19 protein-coding genes are annotated in these 25,574 nt (G+C 44.9%); 6 read left to right on the forward strand and 13 right to left on the reverse strand.

Annotation, left to right across the window (positions count from 1 at the left end):
• Positions 1–45 precede the first annotated feature (45 nt).
• The 3 genes from ACX17N_RS07215 to ACX17N_RS07225 all read right to left on the reverse strand — a co-directional run bounded on the left by ACX17N_RS07215 (position 46) and on the right by ACX17N_RS07225 (position 4,333).
• Positions 46–2,016 (reverse strand): BCCT family transporter, encoded by a 1,971-nt coding sequence (locus ACX17N_RS07215; protein ID WP_458891848.1) that lies wholly within the window; start codon positions 2,014–2,016, stop codon positions 46–48.
• A 267-nt stretch (positions 2,017–2,283) separates the two neighbouring features.
• On the reverse strand, positions 2,284–3,999 hold the full coding sequence (locus ACX17N_RS07220) for a cation acetate symporter (RefSeq protein ID WP_458891849.1): 1,716 nt from the start codon (positions 3,997–3,999) through the stop codon (positions 2,284–2,286).
• A 1-nt stretch (position 4,000) separates the two neighbouring features.
• The gene (locus ACX17N_RS07225; RefSeq protein ID WP_458891850.1) at positions 4,001–4,333 is read right to left on the reverse strand and encodes a DUF485 domain-containing protein; all 333 of its coding nucleotides are present in this window, start codon (positions 4,331–4,333) and stop codon (positions 4,001–4,003) included.
• Between the two features lie 185 nt (positions 4,334–4,518).
• Here ACX17N_RS07225 and ACX17N_RS07230 point away from each other — a divergent pair, with 185 nt between their 5' ends.
• Positions 4,519–8,010: a hybrid sensor histidine kinase/response regulator gene (locus tag ACX17N_RS07230; RefSeq protein ID WP_458891851.1), complete on the forward strand. Its 3,492-nt coding sequence runs from the start codon at positions 4,519–4,521 to the stop codon at positions 8,008–8,010.
• A gap of 438 nt (positions 8,011–8,448) precedes the next feature.
• Entirely contained in the window at positions 8,449–9,216 is a 768-nt protein-coding gene (locus tag ACX17N_RS07235) for a hypothetical protein (RefSeq protein WP_458891852.1), read from the forward strand.
• 61 nt (positions 9,217–9,277) lie between these two features.
• Here the strand turns inward: ACX17N_RS07235 and ACX17N_RS07240 are convergent, their stop codons facing one another.
• Positions 9,278–9,928: a response regulator gene (locus tag ACX17N_RS07240; RefSeq protein ID WP_458891853.1), complete on the reverse strand. Its 651-nt coding sequence runs from the start codon at positions 9,926–9,928 to the stop codon at positions 9,278–9,280.
• Positions 9,929–10,297: 369 nt separating this feature from the next.
• Here ACX17N_RS07240 and msuE point away from each other — a divergent pair, with 369 nt between their 5' ends.
• Positions 10,298–11,032: an FMN reductase gene (gene msuE / locus ACX17N_RS07245; protein WP_458891854.1), complete on the forward strand. Its 735-nt coding sequence runs from the start codon at positions 10,298–10,300 to the stop codon at positions 11,030–11,032.
• 703 nt (positions 11,033–11,735) lie between these two features.
• Here msuE and acs read toward each other — a convergent pair.
• A complete protein-coding gene (acs, locus tag ACX17N_RS07250) occupies positions 11,736–13,679 on the reverse strand; it encodes an acetate--CoA ligase (protein ID WP_458891855.1) in 1,944 nt (647 codons plus the stop codon).
• Between the two features lie 291 nt (positions 13,680–13,970).
• Between acs and ACX17N_RS07255 the strand changes: the two genes are divergently transcribed.
• Both ACX17N_RS07255 and ACX17N_RS07260 read left to right on the forward strand, forming a co-directional pair.
• Positions 13,971–14,552 carry a DUF805 domain-containing protein gene (locus tag ACX17N_RS07255; RefSeq protein ID WP_458891856.1) on the forward strand — a complete coding sequence of 194 codons (582 nt, stop codon included), beginning with the start codon at positions 13,971–13,973 and terminating at the stop codon, positions 14,550–14,552.
• Positions 14,553–14,657: 105 nt separating this feature from the next.
• Positions 14,658–15,644, forward strand: coding sequence for a mechanosensitive ion channel family protein (locus ACX17N_RS07260; protein WP_458891857.1), 987 nt, complete (start codon positions 14,658–14,660; stop codon positions 15,642–15,644).
• Here ACX17N_RS07260 and ACX17N_RS07265 read toward each other — a convergent pair.
• The 5 genes from ACX17N_RS07265 to prfB all read right to left on the reverse strand — a co-directional run bounded on the left by ACX17N_RS07265 (position 15,624) and on the right by prfB (position 20,571).
• Entirely contained in the window at positions 15,624–16,331 is a 708-nt protein-coding gene (locus ACX17N_RS07265; protein ID WP_458891858.1) for a 16S rRNA (uracil(1498)-N(3))-methyltransferase, read from the reverse strand. The two genes, ACX17N_RS07260 and ACX17N_RS07265, sit on opposite strands and share 21 nt — an antisense overlap.
• A 219-nt stretch (positions 16,332–16,550) precedes the next feature.
• Complete coding sequence (locus ACX17N_RS07270) at positions 16,551–17,831, reverse strand: 3-deoxy-D-manno-octulosonic acid transferase (protein WP_458891859.1); 1,281 nt, start codon at positions 17,829–17,831, stop codon at positions 16,551–16,553.
• Positions 17,832–17,929: 98 nt separating this feature from the next.
• Positions 17,930–19,009 (reverse strand): alkene reductase, encoded by a 1,080-nt coding sequence (locus ACX17N_RS07275; protein ID WP_458891860.1) that lies wholly within the window; start codon positions 19,007–19,009, stop codon positions 17,930–17,932.
• Positions 19,010–19,034: 25 nt separating this feature from the next.
• A complete protein-coding gene (locus tag ACX17N_RS07280; RefSeq protein WP_458891861.1) occupies positions 19,035–19,334 on the reverse strand; it encodes an ArsR/SmtB family transcription factor in 300 nt (99 codons plus the stop codon).
• 141 nt (positions 19,335–19,475) lie between these two features.
• Positions 19,476–20,571, reverse strand: a protein-coding gene (gene prfB / locus ACX17N_RS07285) for a peptide chain release factor 2 (RefSeq protein WP_458891862.1) whose coding sequence is annotated in 2 segments (ribosomal slippage) — positions 19,476–20,498 and positions 20,500–20,571 — 1,095 coding nt in all. Because the reading frame shifts where the segments join, the coding sequence is not laid out codon by codon here.
• A gap of 409 nt (positions 20,572–20,980) precedes the next feature.
• On the opposite strand from prfB, the gene ACX17N_RS07290 reads away from it, so the two are divergent.
• Positions 20,981–21,757, forward strand: coding sequence for a putative porin (locus ACX17N_RS07290; RefSeq protein ID WP_458891863.1), 777 nt, complete (start codon positions 20,981–20,983; stop codon positions 21,755–21,757).
• A 63-nt stretch (positions 21,758–21,820) separates the two neighbouring features.
• Here the strand turns inward: ACX17N_RS07290 and recJ are convergent, their stop codons facing one another.
• Genes recJ through glmM form a run of 3 tightly spaced genes read right to left on the reverse strand, consistent with a single transcriptional unit; the run spans position 21,821 to position 25,520 of the window.
• The gene (gene recJ / locus ACX17N_RS07295; RefSeq protein WP_458891864.1) at positions 21,821–23,521 is read right to left on the reverse strand and encodes a single-stranded-DNA-specific exonuclease RecJ; all 1,701 of its coding nucleotides are present in this window, start codon (positions 23,519–23,521) and stop codon (positions 21,821–21,823) included.
• Positions 23,522–24,178, reverse strand: a complete 657-nt coding sequence (pdxH, locus tag ACX17N_RS07300) for a pyridoxamine 5'-phosphate oxidase (protein WP_458891865.1) — start codon at positions 24,176–24,178, stop codon at positions 23,522–23,524.
• Positions 24,179–24,188: 10 nt separating this feature from the next.
• Positions 24,189–25,520: a phosphoglucosamine mutase gene (gene glmM, locus ACX17N_RS07305; protein WP_458891866.1), complete on the reverse strand. Its 1,332-nt coding sequence runs from the start codon at positions 25,518–25,520 to the stop codon at positions 24,189–24,191.
• Positions 25,521–25,574: the final 54 nt, after the last annotated feature.

Genomic DNA, 25,574 nt, shown 5'->3' on the forward strand with positions numbered 1-25,574 from the left:
ATACAAAAAAGGACGCTTAAAGCGTCCTTTTTTCATATTAAGCATTTAATTTGGGCTGCGCACCAAACTTAAGAAATGTAAATGACGCTCATATTGGTCAATAATGTCTTGCAACAGGTCTTCCACCGTCCAGTCCATGACATCATAGTTTTGCCCACCTTCACGTAAAAACACTTCGGCCTGATAAAACGGCTGATCTTGCGCCACGGTATCGGCCATAAAACTCGGCGGCTGAGTTTCTCGAGAAACCACCTGATAAATGAAGTTAATTTCATTATGATGATCGACCCGTAACTGCAACCCATGTTCGATCGACTGAATCGTGACATCCAATTCCCGGCGTTGAAACTCTTTTTGTACCTGACTAAATGCCTGCTGTACCTGCTGTTGAATATAAGTATCCACTTCTTGCTGGGTATGCGGATAGTGCATGATCAAGCCTAAACGCTGCTGCCAACTACGCGGATTTTGAATGGCACGTGGTGTGATCCGGGCCGCTTGTAGCGCCTGCATTTTAGTGACATCAATGGTGAGGGCTTTCATTAGCCCCCAACAGACCAGCAGCATAATCAGGGTAAAGGGCAATGCACTCATAATGGTGGCCGATTGCAAAGCGGCTAAACCACCGGCCATCAGTAGAATAATCGACAACACCGCAATTAATACCGTCCAAAACAGACGCTGCCATAAAGGTGAGTTTTCAGTTTCAGCGGTGAGATAATCAATGACTAGAGATCCCGAATCGGCAGAGGTCACAAAGAACAACACCACTAAAATGGTCGCTATTAAACTGGAAATCTGGGCAAATGGTAAATGGGTCAGAAACTCGAATAAGGCCACGGAAGAATCTTGCTGCACGGCACTAATCAAGGAACTGTGGCCATCGTGAATAATGCTGAACAAGGCCGCATTACCCATAAAGCCCATCCAAATAAGGGTAAATCCAGTCGGAATGAACAAGACCCCGACAATGAACTCTCGTATGGTGCGTCCGCGTGACACACGTGCAATAAACATTCCGACAAAAGGTGACCATGAAATCCACCAGGCCCAATACATAATGGTCCATCCGCCAATCCAGCCATTCGGTTGGTAGGCATATAGATTAAAAGTCATGGTAAACAGGTTAGAAACATACTGCCCTGCATTCTGGATCGTGGTTTGTAAAATATAGATGGATGAACTACAGAGAAAAACAAATAACAGCAGAGCTAAGACCAATATTAAGTTGAGTTCAGACAGTCGCTTAATACCTTTATCCAAACCAAACCCCACCGATAAAGAGGCTAAAAAGGTCACAAACACAATCAGCCCAACTTGAATGCCAATGCTTTGCTGAATTCCAAATAAATAATTCAAACCAGAATTAATTTGGGTCACACCAAAACCCAATGTGGTGGCAACCCCAAAAATAGTCCCTAAGGTGGCAAAGGTATCTACCGCATCTCCAACAGGTCCATAAATTTTTTTGCCAACTAGCGGATATAACGCGGAACGCACTTTAAGCGGTAAATTATGCCGAAAGGAAAAATACGCTAGCGACAAACCCACCAAGGCATAAATCGCCCAAGCATGCAGTCCCCAGTGGAAAAAAGTAATCCGCATGGCTTGCTGCGCGGCCAGTACGGTTTCGCCTTCTCCAGTTGGCGGACTCACATAATGCATAACCGGTTCGGCAATACCGAAGAACATCAAACCAATCCCCATACCTGCCGTAAACAGCATCGCAAACCAGGAGCTTTTACTATATTCAGGGAGACTATGGTCCAGACCGAGTTTGATTTTCCCCATATCCGAGAGGGCAATAAAGATCAGTAAAATAAGGAAGAAGGCTACCGCTAATACATAAAACCAGCTAAACGAGTCGATAATCCATTGATTTAAATGCTTGGTCAGTGCTTCAAAGCCACTTGGATCAAACAAAATTAACGCCAGAAACAGTGCAATAATGATGACTGTACTTAAAAATACATTCCGTTTGACATTGGCAAACGGAGACGACTTTATGGAAGGCATAAGTTCCCCCAGAAGATTTTTTATTAATGTAAAGATGCAACCAATCAGGTTTATTGCGCGAGTCTTATAAAAAGTAAGAAATGAATGTTTAAAATTTAACAATTCTTGATCATGATAATTTATGTCGCACAGTAAGGCAGTGCAATTCCTGTAACAATTTCGCTTAAGACCCAAGAGCAGTACAGAATAACCCGCTCTATAGGCTCAAAAGCATGCCACATAAAAAAAGCCCCTTACGGGGCTTTTTTTAAATCTTGGAGATCTGAATTAGTGATCAGATGCACCTGAGATACCAACACCAGTCATAGAACGTACATACTGTGCATCGAATGCTTTACGTTCCGCTTGCGCACGAGCTGAGTTATCCGTTACAGAGAACAACCAGCAGCAGAAGAATGCAAGTGGCATAGAGAACAAGGTTGGGCTGTTGAAACCAAATACAGGCGTATCAGAAATGTGTAGTGTGTCTACCCATACTGCTTTTGATAATACAATCAAAGTTACCGCACTGATCAAACCAGCTAAACCACCGATCACCGCACCACGCGTTGTTAAGCCTTTCCAGAACATTGAAAGAACAAGTACTGGGAAGTTTGCACAACATGCAACTGCGAACGCCAAGCCCACCATGAATGCTACGTTTTGTTTTTCGAACAAAATACCAAGCACCATTGCGAAGATCGCTAAAACTAAAGTGGCAATCTTAGACATACGAAGTTCAGATTCAGGCGTTGTTTGACCTTTCTTGAATACGTTTGCATACAAGTCATGAGAAATTGCTGAAGCACCTGACAATGTCAAACCAGCGACAACCGCTAAGATTGTTGCGAATGCTACTGCCGAGATGAAGCCCATGAACAAGTCACCGCCCAATGCATCAGACAAGTGAACCGCAGCCATGTTGTTACCACCAACAAGCTCAAGCTTGCCAGTTACCGCCATTTTCGCAACATCAATGAATTGTGGGTTGTTTGAAACAAACAGGATCGCACCAAAACCAATGATGAAAGTTAATAGGTAGAAGTAACCAATGAAACCCGTTGCTACCACTACAGATTTACGTGCTTCTTTCGCATCTTTTACTGTGAAGAAACGCATTAAGATGTGTGGGAGACCCGCTGTACCGAACATTAAGCCTAAACCAAGTGAAACTGCATCAATCGGGTTGGCTGCAAGTTTACCAGGTCCCATAATATGAGCCGCATCTTCAAGGCTCATGTCATGCACTTTACTGAAGACTGCAATGGATTGCTCGAACATGCTGGCAAAGCTGAAGCCGACATTTTTCATTACCATGAAGGCCATGAAAGACGCACCGCTCAGTAACAACACCGCTTTAATGATCTGTACCCAAGTCGTTGCCAACATACCACCGAAGATTACGTAAGCCATCATCAAGAGACCTACAACAATTACCGCGATGTTATAGTTCAAACCGAACAGAAGTTTGATGAGCTGACCCGCACCTACCATTTGTGCAATCAGGTAGAACGCTACAACCACCAATGAACTGAATGCCGCCAAGGTACGTACTGGTTTTTCATCCAAACGGAATGACACCACGTCTGATAAGTTGTATTTACCCAAGTTACGTAAGCGTTCTGCAATCAAGAACAACACGATTGGCCAGCCCACCATGAAACCCAACGAGTAGAGTAAGCCGTCAAAACCTGAGCTGAATACCAATGCGGAAATACCCAGGAACGATGCTGCTGACATATAGTCACCCGCAATCGCCAAACCATTCTGGAAGCCCGAAATACCGCCACCCGCTGTATAGAAGTCTTGTGCGCTAGTGGTTTGCTTCGCAGCCCATTTAGTAATGAACAGGGTAAAACCAACAAAAATCACGAACATGACAATTGCGTGCCAGTTGGTGGCTTGTTGCTGTGCTTCGCCCAAATCTGGACCCGCAAAAGCCATGCTAGAGAGCATGAGTGACGATGCAGCGACTGCTTTCGCCTTCATTGAATTCCATTTCATCTTAGTGTTGTCCTTTCTCATGAGCGATCGCTTCTACTTCACGTAGTGCTTCTTCAGTCAAACCATCCAATTTGTTATTGGCAACGTAGGAATACACACCACACAGTATGAATGACAAGACAATAATGCCGAGACCCAATGGAATACCAATTGTGGTCACACCACCGCCGAACGAACTTAATAAAAACTCTTTGTTGTAGCCCACCAAAAGCATGAAGCCTACATACACAAATAACATCACTGCTGTCAGCGACCAGCTCAATGAACTTTTTCTACTGACCATTTCCTTGAATTTGGGATTTTCTAGAATCTGGTTTACCTGAACCTCATCCATAATCTTGCTCCTGTGAAGCGCCCAGCCATAGACGCATTTTTTAATTGGAATTATTTCGTATACAAACTTAACAATGTTGTAGGGTTCTTGTAATTTAGACTTTGGTCGTTAAATTTTAATCAAATCAATCTTACAGAAGTATGAATAGGCTATGATAAGCCCGTAACTCGGGACAATTCGGCATTATGAACAGTTGGCTTATTATTGGCGTACTCGCCCTATACATCGTAATCCTTTTTATTTGTGCTTTCTATGGGGAGAAGCATGCCAGTCGTCTGAGTACACGCGGACGCATGTTACTGTTTAGTTTAACTTTAGGCGTATATTGTTCATCGTGGACCTTTTATGGGGCTACGGGTGCTGCAGTCCGTGAAGGGATTATCTTTCTTCCGATCTACCTCGGTCCCTTACTGTTCGTTGCCTTAGGTTATGACATTTGGCGTCGCCTAGGACGGGTGCGTCAGCACCATGCCATTTCCTCGATTGCCGACTTTGTGGCAGCTCGTTATGGTAAAAGTGGTCCACTGGCCTCGCTGGTGACAATTTTGGCGGTCATCGCGATTATTCCGTATTTGGCGCTGCAATTACGGGCAATTGCTCTTAGTGCCACGGTCATCTTGCAGCAAAATTCAGGGCTGGAAAGCACCACCAATAGTGTGCTGTTCTTGACAGGCATTCTGGCGATATTGGCAATGATGTTTGGTACCCGCCAAATTGCCAATACTGAGCAGCACGGCGGTTTAATGCTGGCCGTCGCTTTTGAATCTTTTGTCAAACTGTTCGCACTCCTGTGCGTGGCAATTTTCTTTGTTTTTGAAGCCCCTGAAAATTTGGGGCAAATCACGCATGATGTCGCCAAGACTTTCCACGATGTGCAGTTGTTTGGTGTTCCAGAAACCTTTTGGGTGCAAACCCTGCTTGCGGCCTTAGCCATTATCTGCCTGCCGCGTCAATTTCACGTTGCGGTGGTCGAACTGCGCGATGAAAAACATATCCGTGGTGCGCGGCGCTGGTTTGCCATTTATCTGATTTTGACCACTTTGGCGATTATTCCGATTGCCAGCTGGGCACTGCATGCCGCACCTGAATATTTAGCCATCCCCGATGTTGCGGTCTTGTCCTTACCAATCAGCTATCAACAAGACTGGCTTACCATTTTGGCATTCTTAGGTGGCTTCTCAGCATCGACTGGCATGCTGTTGGTCTCTTCTGTGGCCTTGTCAATTATGCTAAGTAATGACCTGATTATGCCTGCCTTATGGCGTTTTAATTTTCTGTCCCGACATGACAAACGCATGCCCTTGGTGCTGAAGTTTACCCGTCGGATCTGTATTTTAGCCGTAATGCTGCTGGGCTTTTTATTCTTCCATTTCTTTAACGATATTGACCAACTTTCGGTCTTTGGTCTGCTGGCCTTTAGTGCGGTGGCACAATTTGCCCCAGCATTGATTGGCGGTTTGTATTGGCGCGGTGGCAGTAAACAAGGGGTATATGCTGGTCTAATTGTCGGTTTTCTCATGTGGGCTTATACCCTGCTGTTGCCGACCATCTTACGCAGCTTGCCCGATGAATTTGCCCTACTCAGTATGCAATTTTTATTGCATGGTCCTTTGGGCATGAGTTGGTTACGACCTGAAGCCTTGCTGGGCTTTGAATCTTTTGCTCCCTTAACCCATGGGGTGATCTGGGCACTGGGCTTAAATACCCTGTTGTATATTTGGATTTCCCGGATTTTCCGCCCAAGTATTGCAGAACAAATTCAGGCCGAAAGTTTTTTCTATTACGAAACCAAACCGTTACCTGCGCAAAATACATCATCCGAGATTCATTATTTACACCATGATGTAGCACGACTCAAAGTTGCCGATCTGATTACCCTCGCCAAACGAATTACAGGCGAAGGTCCCACTCAACGGGCCTTTGAACAATTCTGCCAACAGAACAATGTGGTATTAAATGCCAACAGCAGTGCCAACGGCATGTGGTGGCGCTTTACCGAGCAATATTTGGCAGGCACCATCGGTGCCGCGTCAGCACGAACCCTACTCACCACGGCCATGGTCAATAACGGTCTGGCTTTAGGACAAGTGGCGAATATTCTCGACCAAGCTTCACAATGGCAACGCTTTAATCAAAACTTAATCATGACCATGATTGACCATATGACCCAAGGGGTCAGCGTAGTCGATGAGAACATGTGTCTGGTGGCTTGGAATAATCAATATTTGGTGCTGTTTGATTATCCTAAAGATTTGGTTTATGTCGGCTGCCCGATTGCCGATCTGATTCGTTACAATGCCGAGCGTGGAGAATGTGGTCCTGGCTCCGTTGAAGAGCATGTCCGCAAACGCATTCATTGGATGAAAGTCGGCAGTGCCCATGAATTTGAACGGATTCGTAAAGATGGTCGGGTCATTCAAATGCGTGGTAACCCAATTGAAGGTGGTGGTTTTGTCACTACTTTTGCCGACATTACCGCATTCCGTGAAAATGAAGCGGTACTGGAAGCTCGGGTTCAAGACCGCACACAACAGTTGGCCGATGCTTTAACTGAACAACAGTTGGCACGTGAACAAGCGGATAAAGCCAACATGTCGAAAAGCCGCTTTATTGCCGCTGCCAGCCATGATTTGCTGCAACCGATGCACGCTGCACGTCTGTTCAGTACAGCCTTGGAACAAAGTGTCCAGTCGGATGAAGATCGTAAAACCCTACAGCAGCTTGATCGAGCTTTGCATGGGGCAGAAAGTATGCTGTCTGCCCTGCTGGATATTGCCCGTTTAGAAGGCGGTACCATTCAACCCAAACGTCAAGCCTATCCATTACATGACTTGCTCAGCGATTTGGAACTGCAATTTAAATCGATTGCCGCACAGCGTGGCATCCAGTTCCATGTGCATGATGCACAGTTCTGGATTGATACCGATCCGCAATGGATTCGCCGCATTATTCAGAATTTTGTCAGTAATGCCCTGCGCTATACGGCCAAAGGCCGTGTGGTGGTTGGGGTGCTCCGCGCCTCAGAGCGTCCGCAACATATTCGAATTGGAGTATGGGACACCGGACCTGGCATTGCGGAAGCGCAACGCATCAAACTGTTTCAGGAATTTGAACGCTGTGGACACACCTCTCCTTGGGGGGAACAAGGCCTCGGCCTCGGGCTCGCGATTGTGCAACGTATGACTGGACTGTTAGATTATCCTGTGCATGTCTATTCGGAGTTGGGCAAAGGTTCGTGCTTTATGATTGAAGTGCCTGTGGTCGAAGCACCCAAAGTCATTGCCACCCCGGTACAAGCCGTGCCCCTGAAAACCAAAGCCTATAAGATTTTGTGTCTCGATAATGATGAAACCATTTTAGAGGGCATGAGTACCTTACTCACCAAATGGGGCTATCAGGTGTTTAAAGCCACCGAGCCTGAACAGGCACTTGCCCTGATTCAGCAGGAAAACATTCAAGTCTGGCTGGTCGATCAGCATTTGAACGAGCATAAAATGGGCTTAGAGTTCATTCAACAAAACCGTCAGGATAAAGTGCCTGTGGCATTAATTACCGCAGACTCCGACCCTGAATTACCGCAGACCTTGAAAGAACTCAATATTGTGTTGTTAAGAAAACCGTTAAAACCTGCGTCATTAAGATCGTGGTTATCTGGTCTGAAGATTTCAACCGACTAATCCATGCTGCCCACAATGCTGTGCGCTCAGGCGTAAAAGAGCGCACAGTTTTTACACAAAATGCGGGCTTGATCTCCCGCATATTGCCGCATCTTCAAGCTGTTGCCAGCCTGCACGGCAAGCAAGTAATCATAAACCTTTGATCATTCTTGATTTATAAAAAATTAGGGATTCGTTCTCCCGTTTTCGCCTTTTGACTATGGCAAATTCAGTCAGGTTACATTAATGCACACTTGTACAGTTAGTTACAAAATCTCAAGTTAATCATTTCATTGATCTTTATTCGTCAATCAGCAACATCTACGACTTTAGTCGTATACATTTCCCCAAGCAGAGCTTCCATAAATGAGATCATCACTCGAGCAAAAATGATTTACAAGACCAACTGCTCTTATTGTCAATGATTTGCCCCATTGCACAAGTTTTCAGGAGACCCTCATGAATATTACAGAAATGGTTCCGCACGATTTACATCAAGCCCAACAATTTCACCGACTTTACGGTGTCAATGCTTTACTGCCTGATATTGACTGGAATCATCTATTTGAACAAAGCAAAATTTCAGCGACTCATGTGCAAGCCCTCGAAACACTCTATCAAAGTGCAGTACCCCTCGCCTTGCAAGTGTTTGATGAACTGAATTTTGACGTCTTTACCCCAGCCGAATATAAACCGCAAGGACTCGGCTTATTTGAAAAACTCACCCAGCAAGAAGAAAAGTTACTGCAACTCTTGCAAGCCGAAACGCGGAGTTTAGCCCCTGCTGTTCGACATCAAATTTGGAGCATGTTGTTGCGGGGAGGTGCCGTCTTGGTATTTAAGGCCTGGTTGGGTAAAGTCAAAACCAACCAAGATCAGTTAGACACCACTCAATTCGATGAACTTTCCGATCTACTCTTTATTAAGACGTCACCAATCGAACTGGCGAATTGGCTCATGGTCGATGTGAAAGACGAATACGATCATATCTTCCTGATGTATGACAATCAGATTTATCTCGATCGTTTCAACAGTTTGGAAACCGCGGCCCTGTTTGTAGATTTGGGTGTATATGATGCAGCATTCTTGAGCCTGCGCGATGACCGCGTGGCAGAATATTTAAAATCCAAAGGTTACATTAGCCAAGAACAGATTGATGAATTGGAATGTGCGTTAAACCCACTGTATTGTGATAACACCATGCACAAACAGGATTGTTTGGCTTAAACCGCTTGCACAAGATAAAAATAAAGACCTCAACGAGGTCTTTATTTTTATCAGCTCAGCATTACATTTTCTTTTCGTCGATATTGAGCGCTTTAATGGCCAATACCGCTTGAGTACGGTTTTGTACCCCAAGCTTACGGAAAATGGCCGTAACATGTGCTTTAATGGTCGCTTCGGACACATCCAGCTCATAAGCAATCTGTTTATTCAATAAGCCTTCTGCCACCATCATCAATACTCGGAATTGCTGTGGTGTCAAAGATTGGATACGTTCTGCCAGTTCAGTTTCATCGGCTGCACGCGGATCAAAGCCGACATTCGTCGGTAAGTTTGGCGGTAACCAGATTTCACCTTCCAACACCTGACGAATAGCTTCGCCAATGTGGCTTGGATGCGCTGACTTAGGAATATACCCCATGGCACCATGTGCAATGGCACGTTGAATAATTGAAACTTCTTCGTGTGCTGAAACCACAATAATTGGCAGCGATGGATATTGTGCACGTACATGAACCAATGCGGAAAAACCTGAAGCGCCTGGCAAGTTGAGATCCAACAACACCAAATCTGGCTCTGGTCCCTTTTCCAAACGTTCATAAAATTCATTTACTGCGGCGGTCTCATGGATTTGAGCTTGCGGTAAGCTATAGCGAACGGCCTGAATCAAAGCATGACGAAACAACGGATGATCATCAACGATTAAAATATTCATAAGCAGCGTAAGAGATCTAGTGCACAGTAATTCGTATTCTAACCATACATGTGCCATTAAGGATATGCAAATATTAACTATTTTTTTAATGACCAAAAAAAATAGTTACAAGCATAAGCGTTAATTTTTGCAAAAAGATGAAACTCAAATCATATTTTTTTATAAGTTCGCTTGTGCGGTGTGCAATCCTTATTCTTTAATTTAATAACTTGATATTTCAATCAATTACTGAGGCTTTTTAGCACTCCACTCTGGAAGTTTGACCATATCTCAAAATCAGATAACCAATCTGTTTTTCCTTATTTTACAGTTTGATCCTGCCTGTTGATAAATAGCCGTTATTCCCAAACTGCATTTAGGTTAATTCTTATGTCTCTTGCCCATCAACACAAACCCTTAAATATTGTCGCGGTATCTGGCGGTTTAAACACCCCTTCTAAAACCGAAGCCTTGATTCAGGCGATTTTACAGGAATTGGCGGAAGCTACGCCCATTCAAGTCCATTTCATTCAATTCAGTGAAATCGGACAGCTTTTGGGTGGTGCAATTTACCGGCACCAGTTACCGCAACGGATTCAGGATGACTTGGCCGCAGTTGAAGCCGCGGATGCCTTAATTGTCGGCACCCCCGTGTATCGCGCTTCATTTACAGGACTTTTCAAGCATTTTTTTGACTTTGTTGAACAAACGGCCTTGGTGGATGTGCCAGTGCTATTGGCTGCCTCTGGCGGTAGCGACCGCCATGCTTTAGTCCTGGAACATCAACTGCGTCCACTTTTTAGCTTTTTCCAAGCCCAGACTTTACCAATTGGCGTATATGCAACAGACCGTGATTTCACGCCTGAATACACCATTCACAGTGCATTATTGCGGGAACGTATTACCCTTGCGGTTGCCCGTGCCCTACCGATTCTGGAATGGGCGCCAGCCAAAGGACAGCGTGCCGATGTGGTGAAAGCCAAATCTCAGCAGGCCAATCAAAGTCTGGGAATTAACAAACAAATTGAGCAGGCAGAAGTACTACCTTCAGCTGCCGTCCCTAATTTAGATGCAGCTGAAACACGTTTGCATGCTAAAAAGCAGCCTAAATCACAGGTTGCTTAAACACTGAAAACTAGCCCTAGACAACAAAAATAAAGTGCAATAATAACTATAAAGGCAACTCCACATTCCCCTAAGGCTCGGCTTAGGGGATTTTTTTGCTGTCTAAACCTGCAACAGATGAAGCCATGGTGAATGCTGTAGCGCAATGAACCTACTGAAAATACACGCGAACTTTGTAAATCGTCCGCGCTGAGCGGATTAAAACCATCGAGCATATTGGAAGCTGGGTTTGAAGTGCTGCATCTCACAGTGACAGAGATGTGAATAGCTGCTGTTTAACTGCCTGCGCAAACTCAGAGGTGAGCACTTGATCTGCATAGCGTAAAAGATATTTTGGTAGAACCATCCATGGACAATAAGGCCGCTTGTTCTGAAAAGTCGCGGATACGGGAATATTGTGCGCTCAGGCTATTTCAATTGTTTAAAGCCATCGATGGCGAAAGAGAGTGCTTAGCATTACATCAAAGTCGATTGAAAAATCATTTAAAAATATCCTGACAAAAAAAGTCTACAGAATTCATTGATGAGCCAATAAGATATTTTTTCTTTTGTGTCTTTTCTCATAGTGTTACAAATCAGTATATTTAACCAAATGTTAAACTATTACATTACACTAGGATTAAGACAGTAAGCATTTCAACCTACTGCCTTTATGCCAAATATCCTCTCCGCTATTCAAGTTCAGCCTATAGCAGTTCCTACACTAAGTTTTCGGATAGACATTGCCAATTAATACCTCCACCACCTGCGGGTCGGCTAAGGTCGAGGTATCGCCCAAACTATCTAGCTCATTGGCAGCAATTTTTCTTAAAATACGCCGCATGATTTTACCCGAACGGGTTTTCGGCAATGCAGGCGCCCAATGCAGTGCATCAGGAGTAGCAACGGGTCCAAGCACTTTACGAACCCAAGCCACCAATTCAGCTCGGAGTTCTTCAGATTCAGGCACATTGGCTTGCAAGGTCACAAAAGTACAAATGCCCTGTCCCTTAATGTCATGCGGCATGCCCACCACTGCGGCTTCGGCAACTGCTTCATGTGCGACCAAAGCACTTTCAATTTCCGCCGTGCCTAAACGATGTCCAGCCACATTCAAGACATCATCCACACGTCCAGTTATCCAGTAATAGCCATCTTTATCTCGTCGTGCCCCATCGCCCGTAAAATAACTCCCCGGATATGTGGAAAAATAGGCTTCAATAAAGCGTGCAGGATCGCCCCAAATGGTGCGCATTTGCCCAGGCCATGAATCTTTAATAATCAGATTACCTTCGGCTTCGCCTTCCAGCTCCTGACCCTCGGCATCCACCAAAGCGGGTTGAATTCCGAATAATGGACGTGTCGCTGAACCTGGTTTTAAGTCGGTTGCCCCCGGTAATGGAGAAATGAGAATCCCGCCGGTTTCGGTTTGCCACCATGTATCGACAATTGGACAACGACCTTCTCCGACCACGGTGTAATACCAGTTCCAAGCCTCAGGGTTAATTGGCTCACCCACCGAACCCAGTAAGCGTAAGCTACTGCGGTCGCTTTCACGAACAAAGGCATCACCCTCGCGCATCATGGAACGGATGGCCGTAGGTGCGGTATATAAAATAGTGACATTGTGCTTATCGACAATATGTCCTGTTCTTGCCCAGCTTGGATATTGCGGTACACCTTCAAACATCACTGTAGTCGCACCATTGGACATAGGGCCATAAATGACATAGGAATGTCCGGTAATCCAGCCCACATCAGCGGTACACCAAAAAATATCATCTTGTTTTAGGTCAAACACTTCTCGAAAGGTACTATTCACATAGGTCAGATAACCCCCAGTAGTATGTAACACGCCTTTCGGTTTTCCTGTCGAGCCCGAGGTATATAAAATAAAGAGCGGATCTTCGGCATTCATTGGCTCAGGGGGGCAAATGTCATTTACAGACATAATTTCCATGTGATACCACAAATCGCGTTGCGGCTGCATTTGTATCGGATTGCCGGTTCGATGTACCACAATCACATGTTGTACAGAGTCTGTGCCGGGGAGGCTCAAGGCGGCATCGACATTTTCTTTCAGCAAAATCGGTTTCCCACCGCGCATACCTGAGTCTGCCGTAATCACCACTTTGGCCTGACTGTCTTCAATCCGACTGGCCAAAGAATCCGGTGAAAAACCGCCAAACACCACACAATGTACCGCCCCAATCCGCGCACAAGCCAACATGGAAATCGCGGCCTCTGAGACCATTGGCATATACAGCACCACCCGATCGCCTTTTTTCACCCCATTTTTCTTCAAGACATTGGCAAAACGGCAGACTTCATCATGCAACTCCACATAGGAAATAATTTTATGCCGTGAAGGATGGTCGCCCTCCCAAATAATCGCAGGTTTGTAAGGATGTTCTTTTAAATGCCGATCTAGACAATTGGCACAGACGTTCAGTTGCCCATCCGCAAACCATTCAATTTTAAAATTGTCTTTGTCAAAACTGGTATTTTTGACTTGGGTAAATGGCGTAATCCAATCCAATTTCTGCGCTTGCTCAGCCCAATACTCTTCAGGATGCTCAATGGACTGTCGATAACGTTCGAAATACTCGGCTTCATTGGTTCGTGCAGTTTTTTTAAATTCTTCTGGAACAGGATAGACTTCTTTCATATTCATACTTCCTTGATCTTATTCATCTCATCACGAGATGTTATGCCACGTTATTGATTTATTATTGCTGCATTTGGGCAGTATTACGGCTATTTTCCAGCCACTACAATCATGCTTTGGTCGTATGATATTTATACAATGTAAAATCGTGAGATGAAATCCACTTACGACAAAAACTTTCGATGAATCAGTATCTGCTTTGCAGGTTTCATCTTATAATTTTCCTGAAATTTTGCTGGTTTACTTTGCAAATCGCAACATTTCATTACTGAATTCACACTGGGCTAAGCTATGAGCACACCACAGACCTCCCCCTTTTTCTCTCGCAATGCAGCACCGCAAAATGACAATCCCTTATCCACACAAGGGCGTTTTGGCAGGCTCAGCCTGATTGCATGGAGTGGTTTCCTCAATCTGATTACGGTGTTTGCCACATTAGCACTCAGTATGTTTTTGGGAATTTTTAACTTCAGTAGCGCATCTCTGGACAGCAATCTGTTACAGACCTTCTTGAGTGTGGCTGGACTCGGTTTTTGGATTATTTTTCTGCTGTATTTGTATTTCAGCTTCGTGATTGTGATCCGCCGCCTACACGATGTGAACAAATCCGCTTGGTTATTGCTGTTGCTGTTAATCCCATTCATCAATTTCGTGATGGCGCTATATATTGTATTGGCTTCAGGTACGGCTGGCGTTAACCATTATGGTGCACCGCGTGCCACGCCAGTGTGGGAAAAAATTCTGGCTTGGCTGATGATTATTCTTTTTGTGCTCAGTTTCATCGCATCAGGCAGTGTAATTTCCTACATGATGGGCGCAGGTGAATTAGAAACCCCTCAAGAGGTCATTCAGAAAGGCACTGAATATTTTTAACACGGCATCACCAACAGTAAGCTGTATAACTTCGGTTGCATTTGGTTATCTTTTACAGGCTTTTCAGGCAAAATAGCGACAAATTTAAATTGTTTCGGATCTCCTGTGGCAGAGCAACAACATAACCTGAGCGAAGTTGCTCAGGGTACCTCGCAAATCATACAAGAGGCAGGGGCGAAAACGGCAGAAACCGTGATCGCACATACGGCTAAATATAATGATGCCTATACCACCATCGATAAAATCATGGACAGTTTTTGGGAACGTGTCCCCTATTTCTGTATCGCGCTGATTGTTCTGGTGATTTTTTGGTTATTGTCGAAAGTTTTTAAATTATTTGTTCGCAAGACTTTAGAAAATCGCTCCTATACTCGTCAAAATCTGGTCTTGGTGCTGAACCGTGTGGGCACCACCATCATCATTTTCTTTGGCTTCCTAATTGCCATGGTGATTGCCATTCCGGGCTTCACCCCTGGTCAGCTCATGAGTGCGCTGGGTATTGGTTCGGTGGCGATCGGTTTTGCCTTCAAAGATATTTTCCAAAATATGCTGTCCGGCATCCTGATTTTACTGGGCGAACCATTCCGTATTGGCGATGACATTATTGTCAATAATATGGAAGGCACCGTGGAAGATATTCAAATCCGCGCCACCTTCCTGCGCTCTTATGATGGACGTCGCATCGTGATTCCAAATGCGACGGTGTATACCAGTCCGGTCACGGTCAATACGGCCTATCAACGTCGTCGCTGCGAATTTATTGTCGGCATTGGTTATGATGATGATGAGCAAAAAGCCAAAAATATCATTACCGCGATTTTAGATAAGAACCGCAATGTTCTCAGTCAGCCTGGTTTTTCGGTGAATGTCAGTGCCTTGGCTGATTTCTCAGTGAACTTAACTGTGCGTTGGTGGATTGATACTACGGAAACCAATATTGCAGCATCGGTCAGTGAAATTCAGGCCGAAGTTAAACAAGCCTTTAGCCAACAAGACATTAACATTCCATACCCAGTGCAAGAAGTAAAAGTGCATCGTGACCAGAATGTGCCATACTTAATGCCTGAAAATTCAGGTAAACAAACGCCCTAAGACATAGGAAATTGCGGTTTCCGTTCTTAGAATACGGTTGCCTAAGCTCACGGCTTGGCAGCCGTTTTTTTCAAGTAAATCGACCTCATACGGAATAAAACCGCCCTCTGGGCCAATAACAATGCTACAAGGATGTTGGATTGCGTATGGCATTTTTATTTCACTATAGGGATGCGCCACATAGGCCGGGCATTCTGCTGAAATCATGTTGGGGAGCACATCTTCTACAAAGGGTTTAAAACGCTTGTAGATTTCAATCTGGGGAGCAATGGTATCGCCAGCCTGTTCTAAACCCAAGGTGACATATTGATCCAGCTGTTGCAAAAATGGGGTTTGCCAATAGCTTTTATCCACCCGATAACTATGCAGCAAGATAATTTTTTCCACCCCCATGGTCACACTGTCCATGATTAAACGCCGTAATACTTTGGGACGCGGCATTGCTACAATTAACGTCACGGGTAATTTGGCCGGAACCACTTCTTCCTGAATCGGACGTAGCTGGATGGCACGTTCGCTAACCATCAAGACTTCGGTTAAATAGCGTTTGCCCTCTCTGATGCCGACTTTTAAACGATCTCCCACCTGTACATTGACATGAGTTTGCAAATGTTCAAGCTGGCGACTAGCGGTGATCGACCAAACTTCGGATTCAGTTTGGCGTGGGTCTAAGAGCACGATATTCATAAGATAATGCAGCTAAATTAAATGGAAATAACTCGTGATATTCAACAACTGCATTCATAGCCGCAAATCACTCTATCAATTTAAAGCCATTGAGTGGGCCTTACCCTACTTTTGAAAGAGCAAAAGTAGGCAAAACTCTTTGTTAGGCTCATGGTATGTCCCTATACCACAGCCTAACGGTGGCATGCATGCCACCTCCACTTTTCAGATTTTAGGGACTTATAAATAACCATCAATGGCTTGAATATGCTTTTGCAAAGAGCCTTTATTCAGCTGCATAATCTGCTGCGCGGCCTGATTCAATTGTTGTGCGTGTTCAGCATTTTGCAGTAACTGTAACAACACGGCTGCTGCCTGTTCGGCAGTATCAACCACTTTCACGGCATCGGCTTGGACAAATTCATCGACAATGGTTTGAAAGTTAAAATAATTTTTTCCCAATACCGTCGGTACATTTAAAGCAATCGGCTCTAAAATATTATGTCCACCGCCAGGTTCATTGAGTGAGCCTCCCACAAAACACGCTTGACTCAGGGCATACCACAACCACAATTCCCCCATACTATCAGCTAAATAGACTTGGGTATCGGACTGAATGGCTTCTGCCTGACTGCGCCTGTGGGTCTTTAAATTCAAAGCCTGTGCCAGTTGATAGACTTCATGAAACCGCTCAGGATGACGCGGCACCACAATACACAGCAGGTCTGGATTTTGTTGCAGAGAGGACTGTAACGCACTGAGTAGCTTCTGTTCTTCAGGCGCATGGGTGCTGGCAATGGTGATAATTTTCCGACCGGCCAACTGCCAGTCTAGTTTCAATTGTGCTGCCTGCTCGACAAAATGTGCCGGGGCATAAATATCAAACTTAATACTGCCGACCACCTGTGTCACCGCTGGAGCCGCACCCAACTGGATAAAACGCTCCGCAGTTGCCGTATCCTGTGCCAATAACTGATTAAGCCGCTGTAACATCGCTTGAGTTAAACCCGACACTTTGGCATAACCTTGAGCGGATTTCTCTGAAAGTCGGGCATTCACTAGAATGCACGGCACTTGAAATGACTGGGCCTGATCAATTAAGTTGGGCCATAATTCAGTTTCCACCAAGATCAGCAATTTAGGTTGATATTTCTGATAGAACGCCTGCACCAAACTGCATTGATCTGCAGGTAAATACACTGCTTGAAACAAGTCTTTAAAAGCAGCTCGCGCAAATAACGACTTGGCTCGTGCCTGCCCCGTTTTGGTGGTATTGGTCACCAATACTGGATGACCCTGTTTTAAATAATGCTCGATCAGCGGTTGTGCCGCATTGGTCTCACCGACAGACACGGCATGAAACCAAATCGCCTTGCGATTCTTCGGCATCTGAAATGGACCAAAGCGTTCCAGACACTCTTGTTGGTAAGCTTGCACATCTTGCGCGCGTTTTTTGATTCGCCATTGATACAGCGGTTTAATGATCGCGAGTGCTGCGTTATACCAAAAAGGAGTAGCCAAATACGTGCTCCAAAAAACGATTTAAAATAAAACAGCGCAATTTATCATAGAAGATAAATCGCGCCGTTATCTTGTCGTGAATTTAACGGAAAAGCAATTTAAACTGCCGCTGTTTCCGTTTCAGTTAAGCTTGGGTAATCAATATACCCTGCCGCAACATCGGTCCCAATCATGGTTTCCAGTTGCAGCTCATTCAAAGGGGCATCTTGCAATAAACGTTCATACAAATCTGGATTGGCAATATAGGCTTTACCAAACGAGACTGCATCCGCCTGACCTGTGGCCAATAAATCGATGGCATCTTCGCGACTTAAACGCATATTGGCAATATATGGCACACCGCCCGAGCGCTGTTTCATATACGCGCTGATGCTGTCATCCGCCAAATACTCACGGGTAAAGAAAAAGGCAATTTCACGTTTACCCAGTTCTTCTAATACATAACCAAATGTTTCACGTGGATTCGCATCCCCCATGTCATGTTCATCACCACGCGGCGCTAAATGTACACCAACACGACCAGCACCCCACACTTCAATTAAGGCATCCACCACTTCCAGCAACAAACGGGTGCGGTTTTCCACGCTGCCACCATATTGGTCATCCCGTAAATTGGTGGAACTTTGCAAGAACTGGTCAATTAAATAACCATTGGCCGCATGCAGTTCAACCCCATCAAAACCGGCCTGTTTGGCACGAATTGCTGCTTGCTTGTACTGCTCAATAATAGTTTGAATTTCTGCAATGGCTAATGGACGTGGCACCACATATTCACGCTTTGGACGCAATAAGCTGACATAGCCTTTTTGTTGCACATTACTTGCCGAAACAGGCGTTTCACCATTGAGCAAGTCTGGATGCGAAACCCGACCAACATGCCACAATTGCGCCACAATTAAACCATCTTTGGCATGCACCGCAGCAGTCACCTGCTTCCAGCCTTCAACCTGCGCATCATTAAACAACCCTGGGGTATTCAGATAACCATTGGCTTCTTCAGCAATCACCGTGGCTTCAGAAATAATTAAACCACTGCTGGCACGCTGTGCATAATACTCTGCCATCATCGCAGTCGGGACACGGTCATCGGTCGCTCGACTACGGGTTAACGGTGCCATAATGACACGATTTTTTAATTGCAAATCGCCCAAACGCAAAGGGGTGCTTAACTCAGCCATAGTCGCCTCAATATTCACGATAAACTTAGAGTGAATGTTTTAAATGATCGATATATTGCTGAATCAAAGCTTCGTTACGAGAAAAATACGACCACTGTCCATATTTTTCCACTTGAATTAAACCGGCTTGCTGGAGCACTGATAGGTGATTCGACATGGTCGATTGCGAGACTTTGCCCAAGCGTTCAATGTGCCCCGCACATACGCCACGCTTGAAGCCACCGCATTCTTCAGCCGATAAAAACTGTTCAGGATGTTTTAACCATTCCAGAATTTGACGGCGGGTCGGATTCGCCAATGCTTTAAAAATTAAATCAATATCCATAGTCCAGACATGTTCAATCACGCACAAGCTTGATTCAGCTCCCCATTAATATATCGTATTTTTTCGATTTTTATATCGAATATTTTAGATATATTGTAAAGAACTGCATCAAACTTGGCTAAGTTACTGATGATGCTTCACTTATAAGCCTTGCTTTAAGCTCGCCTCAATAAATTTATCCAGATCACCATCCAATACCGCACCCGTATTCGAGTTTTCCACACCGGTACGTAAGTCTTTAATGCGTGAGTCATCCAATACGTAAGAACGAATCTGACTGCCCCAGCCAATATCAGACTTGGAGTCTTCAAGGGCTTGCGCCGCTTCGTTACGCTTGCTCATTTCCAGCTCATACAACTTGGCACGTAACTGTTTCCAAGCATGGTCACGGTTGGCATGTTGTGAACGCTGGTTCTGACACGCCACCACAATGCCTGTTGGCGCGTGGGTTAAACGGACCGCAGAATCGGTTTTGTTAATGTGCTGACCACCCGCACCCGAAGCACGGTAAGTATCGGTACGCACATCAGCAGGATTGATGTCAATTTCAATGTTATCATCGACTTCTGGCGAAACAAACACCGCAGAGAATGATGTGTGACGACGGTTACCCGAGTCAAATGGCGATTTACGCACTAAACGATGTACGCCCGATTCAGTTCGTAACCAACCGTAGGCATATTCACCTTCTACACGAATCGTGGCGGACTTAATCCCAGCCACATCACCGTCTGATTCTTCCATCAGTTCAGCTTTAAAGCCATGACGTTCAATCCAGCGCATATACATACGCAGTAACATCGATGCCCAATCTTGCGCTTCAGTCCCGCCTGAACCTGCCTGAATTTCTACATAACAAGGATTCGGGTCCATGGGATTACTAAACATACGGCGGAATTCAAGTTTTGCCAGTTCTTCTTCTGCTGAACTTAATTCAGATTGCACATCGGCCAATAAACTTTCATCATCGGCTTCTACCGCCAAATCCAGCATGGCTTGTGCATCTTCTAGTTGGGTGGCTAAACCATCTAACACGTTTAAAACGTTTTCCAGTTCGCCTTTTTCTTTGGCCATTGCCTGTGCACGGCTTTGGTCATTCCAAATCGCAGGATCTTCTAATTCACGTAGAACTTCTTCTAAACGCTCTTTCTTTAGATCGTAGTCAAAGATACCCCCGTAGTGTTTGACCACGGTCGTTTAAATCTTTTAATTGGTTTAAATAAGGATTAATTTCCACGGGAGCTACTCTCAAATCAATTATTAGCTTAAATAGCCCTCAATTATAGCACAGAGCTTTTCGAGAGTTTTAGCCTGTTGTTATCACCGCTTGGCACATCTCCTGAATTTCATGCTGATCTTAAAAAGTCCTGTTTCACCCAACGATTGATGTCGTTTCCCCTTACAATTTCGTCGTTTTTTTCACCAAATTCTATGTTATTCATAGAAAATCCACAGTTTTAATAAATAACTACATAAATTTAAATTATTATTTATCAATATTTTATAATTAAAAATTTACACAACATTACGCTTTAAACAATTCCGTAACCGTTGCACGGTTGAAGAAAACCCAATTTCACTTAGACTGAACTTGTAACAAAAAATTTAATTTATTCTTTTAGCCAAATTTCAGAGGGGTCATTTCCATGAAAAAATTAGCAATTGCTTCAGCGTTGTTTTCTGTCGTTGCAATGACTGGAACAGCACATGCATATCAAGCCGAAGTCGGTGCTTCAGCTGGACTAATCGATCCGGATAACGGCAGCTCAAGTGGCTCTTTTGGTGTTGATGGCACATATTATTTCAACCCTGTTCAAAGCCGTAATGCTCCTTTAGCAGAAGCTGCATTCTTAGACCGTGCAAGCAATATCAATGCTCACTATGGCTACAATGAAGTCGGTGATGACGAAGTGAATAACTACGGTGCTGGTGTTGAATACTTTGTTCCAAATTCAGATTTCTACGTCAGTGGTAACATTGGTCGCCAGGATGTAGAGCATAAATATGGTCCTGATTTTGACACAACACTGTATGGTGCTGAAGTCGGTTACTTACCTGCACCAGGTTTCTTAGTTGCGTTAGGTCTGAAAGGCTATGACAATGACTACGATGATGGCGTAGATCCAACGGTACGTGCCAAATATGTAACTCAGCTCAGCAATGGTAAAGACATTAACCTTGAAGCAGGCGCTTCGTTCGGTGACCTCGATGAATACAACCTTGCTGCCGACTACTTCATTGATAAAAGCTTCAGTGTCGGTGCAGACTACTACAGCAACGACTTGAGCGATGTCAACGAATTTGGCGTGAATGCACGTAAATTCTTTACCCCACAAGTCAGCCTTGAAGGTCGTGTCGGTTTTGGTGAAGTCGGCAATAACGACTACAACAAATTTGGGGTAGCAGCGAAATACCGCTTCTAATTTTCCCAAGCAATCTCCATAAAAAAACCGCTGTTTTCAGCGGTTTTTTTTATTGGGATAATTTTACTGCAAATGTAAAATTCTGAGTTGTAGACTGACCTGTCCGTTAAAACTATTTTGCTCTAACTCATAGACCAAATGCACCGAGGATTGCATCGGATCAAACTGAAATTTGTCCGCAGCGTTAAAAGCGATTGCATCGACGATCTGACCATTGTCTAAAGCTAGGCGTAGTTTCAGATGTAATTCCTTTAACCAACGATAATCCAAGACCTTAAACTGCCCTTCAAAAATCGGAGCTGGAAATTTTTGCCCCCAAGGGGTCAAATGCTGTAACAGATGTACCGTTTCTAAATTCAAAGCCTCAGCCGGCAATTCACCATCCGTCCACAAAGTCGCTTGAAACAAGGCTTCATCCATGCTTTGGATCAACTGTACAAATTGCTGTTTGAATTCATCAAAATGCTGTTTCTGAATGGTCAAGCCTGCTGCTGCAGCATGTCCACCAAAATGACTGACCAAGTGCGGCGATTGTTCGGCAATGGTTTCTATGGCATCACGAATATGAATACCCTCGATGGAACGGGCCGAGCCTTTAATATGTTCGCCATCTTCATCTGCGGCAAACACAATCGCAGGGCGATGAAATTGTTCTTTTAAGCGACCCGCGACAATGCCTATCACCCCTTGATGCCAATGTGGTTCAAATAAAATCAATGCCGCAGGGGGTTCTGTCGCATCCAATTTAAATTGTGCCAAAGCAGTGAGCGCATCCTGCTTCATTTGCGTTTCTACTTGGCGACGTTCGACATTGAGCTGATTCAATTGCTGAGCCAAAGCATAGGCTGTGCTGTAATCCTCTGCCAATAAGCATTCAATGCCAATATCCATGGTTTCCATGCGTCCCGCGGCATTAATCCGTGGACCCAAGACAAATCCTAAATCTTGCGCTTTGAGTTGTGCAGCATCACGTCCGGCTATTTCTAATAAAGCTGAAATTCCAACCCGACACTGATGTTGCTGAATGCGCTTGATTCCGGCATCCACCAAAATACGGTTGTTATAATCGAGTGCTGCGACATCGGCATAGGTGCCTAAAGCGACCAAATCCAGATATTGTGCAATTTTGGCACTGGATTTACCTTGCTGGGCACGGGCACTACTTAGGTTTGCCAACAAATAGAAGGCAACACCCACCCCTGCCAGCGCCTTACTCGGGAATTCGCATCCCAATTGATTGGGATTCACGACAGCTTCGGCAGCAGGCGTTTCCTTGCTGGTCAGGTGGTGGTCAGTAATCACCACCTGTATGCCGTGTGCTTGCGCTTGCGCTACACCAGCATGACTGGAAATACCATTGTCGACAGTCACCAAGACTTCGGGCTGAAACTTGCTAAATGCCAAATCTGCAATTGCGGGCGTCAGACCATAACCATATTTAAAACGATCCGGCACCAGATAGTTCACCTGCGCGCCCATCTCTTTTAAAGCCAAGATCATTAAGGCTGTGCTGGTCGCGCCATCGGCATCATAGTCCCCGACAATCACCATTTTTTTTTGCTGATCAATCGCCTGATCGAGCAGTTCAACTGCCTGAGCCAATCCTTTTAAGCTTGGAGCCAACAGATGTTTTAGCTTGAGTTCAAGCTCTTGTTCCGATTCTACGCCTCGGCGCGCCAAAATTTGTGCAATAAAAGCTGGCACGCCCTGAAAATTTTCAGGGCGTGTTAAATAGGGTCGTTGCTTAATCTGTATTTGTGTCATTTACGGCATGAGTCGTTGTAATTTCCATATACCGTCGATTTTTTCATAACTGAGACGGTCATGTAAACGATTTGGTCGTCCTTGCCAGAATTCATAATAGTCTGGTTGCAAACGATAGCCTCCCCAGAAAGCTGGTTTGTTCAGTTCAGCGTGCTCTGCCACCTGATCTTGCAAATTCTGGAAACGTTGCTGCAGTTCATCACGACTGGCAATTACACCACTTTGCGGAGTACTGATATGTGCCGCAATTTGACTGTCACGCGGACGCTTACGGTAATAGGCTGTCGCTTCATCTTCCGAGATTTTTTCAACCCGACCACTGACACGGACTTGGCGTTCCAGTTCAGGCCAGTAAAACAACAACTCTGCATACGGATTATCAATCAGATCCAAGCCTTTTTGACTATCATAATTGGTATAGAAGTCATAACCAGCTTCAGTCGCCCCACGCAACAGCACGGTCCGCACATGCGGACGGCCTTGGCGATTTGCTGTGGCCAAATACATCGCATAGGGTTCGTGTAAACGTGCCTCAAGCGCAAGATTGAACCAATTCAGAAATTGCTCATGTGGATGCTGCTCCACTTCTGACTCAAGCAATTCCCCTTTTTGGTAACTTAAACGCAATTCACTGAGATCTTTAATTAAATCGCTCATGGCATATTCCTTAAGCAGCTTGGGTACGGACCACATCCGCGAGATGATTCGCCAATGCAGTCACTTCTTCCAGTTGATCACCTTCAACCATGACACGAATCACAGGCTCAGTTCCTGATTTACGAATCAACAGTCGTCCACGACCCGCCAGTTGGGCTTCGGCTTTGTCAAATTCGGCCACCATCGCTGGGTTTGCATACGGGTCAATCATCTGTTCTAGACGCACGTTGACCAACACTTGCGGGAACAGTTTAAAATCTGCAACCAGTTCATGCAGGGCCTTTTTCTGCTCCACCATTACCGTTAGCACCTGTAATGCTGCAATAATGGCATCTCCTGTCGTGCTCTTATCGAGCGTTAAGATATGACCTGATGGCTCGCCACCGATCACCCACTGATGTTCTTCAAGCGCTTGAAGGACATAGCGGTCACCCACTTTGGCACGCACAAAGGGTACTTCAGCCTGCTTGAGTGCCAGTTCCAGCGCCATATTGCTCATGACTGTCCCGACAATGCCTGCAGGTTTTTTGCTGGCTTGGGTCGCCAAAATATACAAAATATGGTCGCCAGTAATTTGTTCACCATGACGGTCCACCATAATCACTCGGTCGGCATCACCATCAAAGGCAATCCCCACATCCGCAGCATGCTCAACCACTGCTTTTTGCAAACGTTCAGGATGCGTCGAACCACAGTCCTGATTAATATTCAGACCATCAGGTTCATTATAGAGAGCCACCACTTTGGCACCCAATTCTATAAACACGGCTGGTCCCACGTTATAGGCTGCACCATTGGCACAGTCCACCACAATTTTTAAATCCGACAAATCAAAATGGTAAGGGAAGGTCGATTTACAGAATTCGATATAACGACCATTGGCATCTTTGACGCGAACACTTTTACCCAAATTGGCCGTGTCCTCAATCAATAGCTCTTTTTCCAGTTCTTGATTAATGGCTTCTTGCAGCTCATCTGGCAATTTTTTCCCTTCACCTGAAAAGAATTTAATGCCGTTATCAAAATATGGGTTATGCGAAGCAGAAATCACAATACCCAAGCTGGCGTGTAAAGCACGAGTTAGGTGAGCAATCGCTGGCGTTGGCAATGGACCCAATAAATGCACATAAACACCCGCTGCATTTAAACCTGCCTGTAATGCCGCCTCTAAAATATAGCCCGACAAACGCGTATCTTTACCCAAAACGACAATCGGTTTATTTTTTTGCGTAATTCTTTTAAGAACTTTACCTGCAGCAAATCCTAGCTTTAGTGCAAATTCAGGCGTAATGGGTAGTTCGCCAAATTTCCCTCGAATACCATCTGTGCCGAAATAACTCATGTTTTACTCACTTCTTATATCTAGGTGTTGTGATCCACCTTTTGTCATAGTGAA

This window comes from Acinetobacter sp. GXMZU3951 (genome assembly GCF_054457875.1).

Excerpts from the sequence above, each read along its gene's own strand:
- ACX17N_RS07290 (WP_458891863.1), top strand. The coding sequence starts at position 20,981 with ATGAAAAAATTAGCAATTGCTTCAGCGTTGTTTTCTGTCGTTGCAATG.
- ACX17N_RS07265 (WP_458891858.1), bottom strand. The coding sequence starts at position 16,331 with ATGAATATCGTGCTCTTAGACCCACGCCAAACTGAATCCGAAGTTTGG.
- acs (WP_458891855.1), bottom strand. The coding sequence starts at position 13,679 with ATGAAAGAAGTCTATCCTGTTCCAGAAGAATTTAAAAAAACTGCACGA.
- ACX17N_RS07215 (WP_458891848.1), bottom strand. The coding sequence starts at position 2,016 with ATGCCTTCCATAAAGTCGTCTCCGTTTGCCAATGTCAAACGGAATGTA.
- ACX17N_RS07230 (WP_458891851.1), top strand. The coding sequence starts at position 4,519 with ATGAACAGTTGGCTTATTATTGGCGTACTCGCCCTATACATCGTAATC.
- pdxH (WP_458891865.1), bottom strand. The coding sequence starts at position 24,178 with ATGAGCGATTTAATTAAAGATCTCAGTGAATTGCGTTTAAGTTACCAA.
- ACX17N_RS07275 (WP_458891860.1), bottom strand. The coding sequence starts at position 19,009 with ATGGCTGAGTTAAGCACCCCTTTGCGTTTGGGCGATTTGCAATTAAAA.
- ACX17N_RS07220 (WP_458891849.1), bottom strand. The coding sequence starts at position 3,999 with ATGAAATGGAATTCAATGAAGGCGAAAGCAGTCGCTGCATCGTCACTC.
- msuE (WP_458891854.1), top strand. The coding sequence starts at position 10,298 with ATGTCTCTTGCCCATCAACACAAACCCTTAAATATTGTCGCGGTATCT.
- ACX17N_RS07225 (WP_458891850.1), bottom strand. The coding sequence starts at position 4,333 with ATGGATGAGGTTCAGGTAAACCAGATTCTAGAAAATCCCAAATTCAAG.
- ACX17N_RS07280 (WP_458891861.1), bottom strand. The coding sequence starts at position 19,334 with ATGGATATTGATTTAATTTTTAAAGCATTGGCGAATCCGACCCGCCGT.
- ACX17N_RS07255 (WP_458891856.1), top strand. The coding sequence starts at position 13,971 with ATGAGCACACCACAGACCTCCCCCTTTTTCTCTCGCAATGCAGCACCG.
- ACX17N_RS07240 (WP_458891853.1), bottom strand. The coding sequence starts at position 9,928 with ATGAATATTTTAATCGTTGATGATCATCCGTTGTTTCGTCATGCTTTG.
- glmM (WP_458891866.1), bottom strand. The coding sequence starts at position 25,520 with ATGAGTTATTTCGGCACAGATGGTATTCGAGGGAAATTTGGCGAACTA.
- recJ (WP_458891864.1), bottom strand. The coding sequence starts at position 23,521 with ATGACACAAATACAGATTAAGCAACGACCCTATTTAACACGCCCTGAA.
- ACX17N_RS07235 (WP_458891852.1), top strand. The coding sequence starts at position 8,449 with ATGAATATTACAGAAATGGTTCCGCACGATTTACATCAAGCCCAACAA.